This is a genomic window from Sphingorhabdus sp. (assembly GCF_044374345.1).
Taxonomy (GTDB): domain Bacteria; phylum Pseudomonadota; class Alphaproteobacteria; order Sphingomonadales; family Sphingomonadaceae; genus Sphingorhabdus_B.
Genome location: NZ_JBILOS010000018.1, coordinates 23,960 through 30,863, shown reverse-complemented (window position 1 = coordinate 30,863; position 6,904 = coordinate 23,960). Strand labels below are relative to the sequence as shown.

Below are 6,904 nucleotides of genomic sequence, written 5' to 3'. Positions count from 1 at the left end.
TCGTCACATCTTGGCCGAACGGGGAAAAGGGGCTGCTGCCCGGCAATACAAAGCTGGTTCCGGGCAAACCAAGCAAGGATGCGCTGCCATTCAGCGCATAATTGGCGTTGAGCGACAGCCCCGTCTGCGGGCCAAGCGATCGGCTCCATGTGCCATTGACTTCGAGCCGTTCGGTTCGCGGCAATAGCGTGCGGGCATCGCCGATGTCGCTATTGTTCAGCCGGTTTGCGGTGCCTGCAAATTGCGCCAATGTCGGGTTGGCAATGCCAAGTGGAACGCCAGCCTGCGTGACCGTAGAACCTGCCGCAGCGTTCAGCGATGGCGATATCACGCCATTCGGGCCAAGACCGCTGATATTACCGCCACGGGCCAACAATGAACCATTGGAGGCAATCAGGTCGCGTTCGCTTTCGGTCAACGCTGTCGCGCGTTCCAGTTCCACATCAATGTTGAAGCGCGTGGTGGCGCCAATGCGCGTCAGCGTCGCTTCCAATTCATTGCTACCAAAACCGCCCGCTTCGGGCTGTGCATGTTCAAATTCGGTCGCGAAGGATGCGAAATTGTCTTTCAATATGAAGTTGATGACGCGTTGATCGGGGCGATAGCCATATTTCAACGCAACTTCTTCGGGGAAAATTTGGACCTGACGAATGGCCTCGGGCGGCAGATCGCGCAATTCGCGAAAGCCGGAAACGCGCTGACCATTGAGCAATATGATCGGCATGCCGCCGCCACGGCCACGGCCCGAATTGGCTTGCGGTGCAACCGCGGCGACCAGATCGGTCAACGACGATGCACCTAAGGACGCAATATCGGCTTCGTTCAGCTGCTCAACCGGCGGAACGTCGGTATCGACCGACCCGCGAATGCGTTCTGCGGTAACGACAATTTCACCCGATGTGCCTTCTTCCACGGGCATGTCTTCATCGTCTTGGGCGATGGCAATAGTGCTACCGGTGGCCTGTGCATCAACCGCTGCCATGGCGGGCATCGCAGTCGTAGCAAGCAGGATGATGCTAAACGGAAAAATTTTCATTGGGGGGAGAAACTCAGTTTATAGTGTTAACGCAAGGGTTTCATAACGCATTACAACGTTACGCAAACCTGAACGATGTAGCATTTTGTCGCAATAGCGTGAATATACTGTAGCGCTTCCCTTTTTCCAACATGTGGTTTAAAGGCGCACCAAGTTTGGATTTTTGACGATTTAAGGGGCCGAATGGCAAAAGAAGAATTACTCGAAATGCGCGGTACAGTACGTGAGCTGCTGCCTAACGCGATGTTCCGTGTCGAGCTGGAGAATGGCCATGAAGTATTGGGCCATACCGCCGGAAAAATGCGCAAAAACCGCATCCGCGTTCTCGTGGGTGATGAGGTTTTGTGCGAACTCACCCCTTATGATCTGACCAAAGGCCGGATCACCTACCGCTTTAAGTAAGGGCGGCAGACCTTGGGTCTGAATCCCACACTCATATTGGCATCATCAAGCCCGCGCCGGCGCGAATTGCTTGCGCGGCTTGGCGTTGTGCCTGACCGCATAGCATCGCCCGACATTGACGAAACACCGCGCAAGGGCGAAGTGCCGCGCGTCTACGCGCTGCGTATGGCTGAGGAAAAGGCTGTCGCCGTTCCGCGCGCGATGGGTGAAATTGTCATCGCGGGCGATACCACGGTTGCGGTGGGCCGCCGTATCCTGCCGCAGGCTGCCGATGGCGATATGCAACGCGGGTTTCTGGAACTGCTCAATGGCCGCCGCCACCATGTTTTGAGCGCGGTTGCCGTGATTGACGCGGACGGACGGATGCGCAGCCGCCTTTGCGACAGCATCGTCCGCTTCAAGCGTTTATCGGCCGAAGAAATCGAAAGCTACATCGCGTGTGGCGAAGGGTTGGGTAAGGCTGGTGGCTACGCCATTCAGGGCAGGGCAGAGGCGTTGATTGACTGGATGGCGGGCAGCCATTCGGGCGTCGTTGGCTTGCCGCTGTATGAAACGCGCACCTTGCTGCGTGCATCGGGTTATACGCTTGCCTGAACTTTGGTGCGATGATGCGCCGGGCGAACGCCGCGCCGCTTGCGTTGAAAACGGTAAAATCGTCGAAATTCATATTCAGCGCGATGCGCATTGGGTGCTTGGCGAATGCGGCATGGGCCGTGTCGACCGGCGCACGCCGGCGGGCGCTTATATCATTACCGAAGACGGCAGCGAAGTTTTGCTGCGCAGTAAGATGGGCGCGGCAGAGGGCACACATGTCGCGTTTGAAGTGACGCGGGAAGCCATTGCCGAGCCTGGCCGGATCAAGCCGCCCGAGGTTATCTTGCGCGACGGCTTGCCTGCTGACCTTTTGTCGAAAGATGGTCTGTGGGAACGGCGTCTGGCGGCTTTAGGCAGCTCTAATGCCACGCAAGCTTTCGACGACGGCTTTGACACCGCCATTGCAGGCTATGCGCAGGTTGGTGATGTCATCATCAGCTTTCAACGCACCAAGGCAGGGCTGGTATTCGATGTCGACGGGATCGGTGACGCCTTTGCGATTAACCGCATCGCCGCATTGGAAATAGCGCGGCTGTTGCGCCTGTATCAGGTGGGCGCGATGGTCATGATCGATTTTGTGTCGATGGAGGCCAAAGCCCAGCGCGCGGAGATTGCGAATATATTTGACGCGGCGTCGGCAAAGGACGGCCGTCCCTTCGAACGCACCGCGATCAATGGCTATGGCCTTATGCAAGTCGTACGCGCGCGGCCGCGGCCTTCTGTGCTGGATCATTTGTTTGGCACCCGCATTGCCGCCTTGTCCGACGAAACGCAGGGCTATTGGTTATTGCGTAGCGCCGCACGGTCATCGGGTTTCGGATTAAGAACGATAACGGCACGCCCCGCGGTGGCGCATGTGTTGTCGTCGGAACGCTGGCAGACGCTGCGCGCCGAATGCGCGCGTTTGGCGGGGGCAGGGGTTGCGGTTGTTGCAGATGAAAATGCCACAGGCTATGGGCATGTGCATGTCGCGCAAAGCTAATCAATGCCCTTTATGTGGGAAGCCACAACAGCCTGAAACCAAGCCATTCTGCAGTCAGGGATGCAAGGATCGCGATCTGCTCAAATGGCTGGATGAGGGCTATCGCGTGCCGGGGCCGCCGGCGGATTATGCAGATAGTTTTGGCGGAGACGACATAGACTGATTTTGCGCTTGCCAAGGGGCGTATCGCCTCTCTATAGGCTGCGCTCCCACGCGGTTTTTGCCGTGTAGCCCGAGTAGCTCAGGGGTAGAGCAGCGGATTGAAAATCCGCGTGTCGGTGGTTCAAATCCGCCCTCGGGCACCATTTTCCCGGTGTTTTATATTTTTCCAGCGCGCGGTTATTACGCCGGTCGCCGGCTTTTGTGCGCCGTTCGTCTGCAATGGGCAAAACCCCTAGTCGCCTTGTCAGCAGAAGCTGAACGCATCTTGGGCGTTACACATACACAGCTTGCTCGATGCCGCTCAACAAACATGGCGCTAGACGGTTCTCTGGACTTCACGACTAACTGATAAGACCTCATCAGGCCCGTCGCATAAGTCGTGCAGCCACAGTCATCGCCAAAACTATCGCTGCGAGAACAATGGCCGCGCCCAACACATCACCAACGAAGATAGCGGTAATCGCTTCAATATCTGCCTGCTGCTTGCCGATTCCCCACATCAGTGCGTTAAGAACAGCAGAATTTGCTGCAGCGCCAGAGACAGACAATGCAACCACGTGCCAACCGTTCAATCCATTCAGGTCATGATTAATCGTGAACAGCTGCTTGCAGAACAAGACTGCAATCAACGGTGCAGCCCCTGACGATATAGACAGCAGAATCTCGTAATTGAAATCGTTGGGGCTTGCATGGGGTAGCGTAAGATAGGCTCCAAGCATCAGCCCTAAGCCTCCGCGCATTCCTAATATCAAAACAGCGATAATGCGAAATGCGGCTGGCAAGAAAATCCAATGTGCGCGTTCGGAAAAAGAGGCATGAGAGAACAGCCACATATTTACGTTAAACACAGCAAACCAGAGCAATGCCACGCCGCAAATGGCAACTACGCCACGCAGTACACGCTCGCCAGAGATATTCATGCAGAACGAGCATCCACGATCATTCGCTCAACGCCTTGCTCAAGCTTATCAATATAGAGCAATGCTGCTTTTGTTGGACGAATGAGCTTTACCCTCTTGTCATCCAAAGCAACATCTAGGGCAATGATGCCCTTGTCCTTCAGTGCAATCAAACGGCGATAGGCGGTTGTTGGTGAGGGGTATCGACTATCATTAATCACATCGCTGACGGTCAATGTGATGTTATCGTGCCAACGGATTATCAAATCATCCAACAGCATTTCTTCCTCTGCGTTCAGCGTCTGGAACGGCGATAGCTCACGTATTGCGCTCATGAGGTTTAGAAGGCGAACTAGGGATGATGTATTACTCATGTGGGTCTATCCAAATCGCTGCCATTATGAAACTAATTGTAAAAGAATAGGGTTGCTTAGGTGGCGCGTCTGCACTCTAACACTTTCAAATATGGAATCAATTTCTGTCGTTGATAGACAATGAATGTGATGACTTAGTTTCGCCCCTTGTGCCGTGCAAACTATATAATAGCGCATCAGGGGAATGCAGGGGGGATTGTTTATGATGTTTAAACGTGCGGCCATTGTGGGCATCGCAATGCTAACGCTAGCAGCTTGCGACACCGGCTCATCTGGTTCTGAAAACACCGAAGATGGAGCTGCGTCAGAATCCGGCCTTTCGGAAGGTGGCTCTGCCAACATCGAAAGCCAACTCGCGAACGCCTACAATAGCTTGGCGCAGGGCAATTTAGCTGAAGCAGCTGACCTCGCGAGGTCAATTATCTTGGTTAATCCGAACAAGCCGGAAGTGTATTTGCTTCTGGCGCGAGCCGAAGCAAGGCTCAAAAACACAGGCAATGCAACGGATGCGCTCAGCATGGCTTTGGACAAGGGTTTTCATGACCCTAGAGGCGCAATCAACCATCCTGACTTCGATCAAATTCGAAACGACGAGCAGTTTATAGCGTTGTCCCGCAAATATGCGGCAAAAGCGTCGCCCTCAAAAGCCTCGGGTTCCAAAGCTCCACCCTCGCAGAATCGGTCCACGATTACATCTGGCGATGTATCCATCACCGAAGACGAAAATGGCCGGTCGCGCATTCGCGCTGGCGACATCGTTATCGAAGATTGATCTTCAAACTTTTGAATGAAATTTATCCAAGGAAATTTCGGATGCTTATAAGAAACCTGTTAGGTGCGGCTGTGTGCCTTGCGGCATTGGTAGCGCCGCAGTCGGTATATGCTCAAATGTCGACGATTAATGCGACGGGTAAGGCGGCGATTGTTGGGAAGAAACCAGATCCAAATCTTATTCTTAACTCGGCGATGGATGACGCGCGTCGTGGGGTGACCAAGAAGCTGCTTATCGAAGCTATTGGAATTGAAGAGGCCAATAAAGTGCCACTGGAAACCTTGGACGCCTTGAAGGAGGAGATTTCTCCTACCGCGCTTCGTGTGGTTGGCGGACCAACCCAGATTGGAACCAACTATGTGGTCGACGTTACGGCTGCTGTGGATCGTGAGTGGTTTCGTAAAACCATGGTCAAATACAAAATCCAGACTTCGTCACGGCGGCTTGGAAATTCAGCTACTATCGCGATGAAGGTGGATCTTACTTACGGCGTCTCGCGCGATCTTAGTCAGCCCAAGGAAGTTGTGACCGAATTCAGCTCAAGCAAGGGTGCTTCCTATTCTGATACGTCGATGGCTGCTTCGTCTGAGAAATATAAGGATGCGTCATCCGATAGCTATAAGCAAGGCTCTTCGGCCAGGGGAAGCGCTGCTGCCGGGGTCAGCGGGTATTCTGGGTCTGCAGCTGCAAGATCTGGATATAGTGGCTCTCAAGCTTCGTCTAGCAAGAGTGCCTCTGCATCGTCATACTCAAATTCTGAAGTCCAGAAAAACAATGTCCAAGCAGAAGTGCACGACGATGTGAATTACCGCAATCAGGTCGTTAATCAGGACGCCTCAACCCAGCAAGGCGCTGATGAGGACGCGATTACCGCAGTTGGATCGACCGCGAGTAGATTTGGGTTATCGGTTCAAAGTACGGATCGACTTTCATCTAAGTTTTTCGGCGGACGCGCGCCGTCATGGGCTGATTTGCGTAAAAGCCCCCGCTATGATCAATTCCTAGAGGCGCTTTCACGAGATAATGTGAAGTTCTTGTTGGGAGGAACGCTCAAAATCACGGATGGTGGCCCGAGCACAACAGGTCGATTTGTTACATGTTCGGGAAGTATATCGATCATGGCGGAAACGACGGCGAGGGGAAAACCGCCCATAAACGCGATTTCCAATCAGAACGCCACGGACTCAGGTGGAAATGCTCAAGAGTGCGAAAACAACCTAGTAGCAAAGCTTGGAAAGCTTGCTGGCGAGGAAATTGGTGAAGCCGTTCAAGACTATTGGCTGCAGCAAGGTGAAGATCAATCCATCGTTGCCGATAACACGGCAGCGACCAATGCTCAGGCTACCCAAAGTGCCTATGCGCAGGTCGCAAATGGTGCGGACTATACTTTGACTTTCGCGGCCCCGAATGGCCTTGATTATATGGCGGCGCGGCAGATCGGGCAGATGCTGCAAGAGATCCCCGGCATAGAAAAGGTAGCCAGACTCTCGCTGACGGCAAATGAGGTTGTCTATCAGGTCTTCTACAAAGCCAAGACCGAATTGGATGGCGCAATCATGGACAAGCTTCTGCCGGTTCAAGCTCTCTCCGCCATGCGCCCGCAGGAGCTAAACGGAACGCGTCTTACATTTTGCGTGGCGGGGTGTAATTGATGCCCGGACGGCGCGTCAGGCAATCTCTAGC

Annotated in this window: 9 protein-coding genes and 1 tRNA gene; 7 read left to right on the top strand and 3 right to left on the bottom strand. The window is 54.0% G+C overall.

All coding sequences use genetic code 11. The features are described 5' to 3' along the window. Nucleotides 1-1,036: TonB-dependent receptor (locus ACIQ5B_RS03325; protein ID WP_397597783.1), on the bottom strand; the 1,036-nt coding region annotated here is incomplete at its 3' end. Nucleotides 1,037-1,219: 183 nt separating this feature from the next. On the opposite strand from ACIQ5B_RS03325, the gene infA reads away from it, so the two are divergent. The 5 genes from infA to ACIQ5B_RS03300 all read left to right on the top strand — a co-directional run bounded on the left by infA (nt 1,220) and on the right by ACIQ5B_RS03300 (nt 3,319). Continuing rightward, on the top strand, nt 1,220-1,438 hold the full coding sequence (gene infA / locus ACIQ5B_RS03320; RefSeq protein WP_125230427.1) for a translation initiation factor IF-1: 219 nt from the start codon (nt 1,220-1,222) through the stop codon (nt 1,436-1,438). Between the two features lie 18 nt (nt 1,439-1,456). After that, complete coding sequence (locus ACIQ5B_RS03315) at nt 1,457-2,032, top strand: Maf family protein (protein ID WP_397597784.1); 576 nt, start codon at nt 1,457-1,459, stop codon at nt 2,030-2,032. Continuing rightward, nucleotides 2,025-3,014, top strand: coding sequence for a ribonuclease E/G (locus ACIQ5B_RS03310; RefSeq protein WP_397597782.1), 990 nt, complete (start codon nt 2,025-2,027; stop codon nt 3,012-3,014). The genes ACIQ5B_RS03315 and ACIQ5B_RS03310 overlap by 8 nt, the downstream gene beginning before the upstream one ends. Beyond that, entirely contained in the window at nt 2,998-3,177 is a 180-nt protein-coding gene (locus ACIQ5B_RS03305) for a DNA gyrase inhibitor YacG (RefSeq protein WP_324477488.1), read from the top strand. The genes ACIQ5B_RS03310 and ACIQ5B_RS03305 overlap by 17 nt, the downstream gene beginning before the upstream one ends. A 67-nt stretch (nt 3,178-3,244) precedes the next feature. Further along, a tRNA-Phe gene (locus tag ACIQ5B_RS03300) sits at nt 3,245-3,319 on the top strand. A gap of 216 nt (nt 3,320-3,535) precedes the next feature. Here ACIQ5B_RS03300 and ACIQ5B_RS03295 read toward each other — a convergent pair. Further along, the gene (locus ACIQ5B_RS03295; RefSeq protein ID WP_397597781.1) at nt 3,536-4,096 is read right to left on the bottom strand and encodes a hypothetical protein; all 561 of its coding nucleotides are present in this window, start codon (nt 4,094-4,096) and stop codon (nt 3,536-3,538) included. Continuing rightward, the gene (locus ACIQ5B_RS03290; RefSeq protein WP_397597780.1) at nt 4,093-4,449 is read right to left on the bottom strand and encodes a hypothetical protein; all 357 of its coding nucleotides are present in this window, start codon (nt 4,447-4,449) and stop codon (nt 4,093-4,095) included. The genes ACIQ5B_RS03295 and ACIQ5B_RS03290 overlap by 4 nt, the downstream gene beginning before the upstream one ends. Before the next feature lie 202 nt (nt 4,450-4,651). Here ACIQ5B_RS03290 and ACIQ5B_RS03285 point away from each other — a divergent pair, with 202 nt between their 5' ends. Further along, nucleotides 4,652-5,221, top strand: a complete 570-nt coding sequence (locus ACIQ5B_RS03285; protein WP_397597779.1) for a tetratricopeptide repeat protein — start codon at nt 4,652-4,654, stop codon at nt 5,219-5,221. A gap of 11 nt (nt 5,222-5,232) precedes the next feature. After that, entirely contained in the window at nt 5,233-6,873 is a 1,641-nt protein-coding gene (locus ACIQ5B_RS03280) for a hypothetical protein (RefSeq protein ID WP_397597778.1), read from the top strand. Nucleotides 6,874-6,904: the final 31 nt, after the last annotated feature.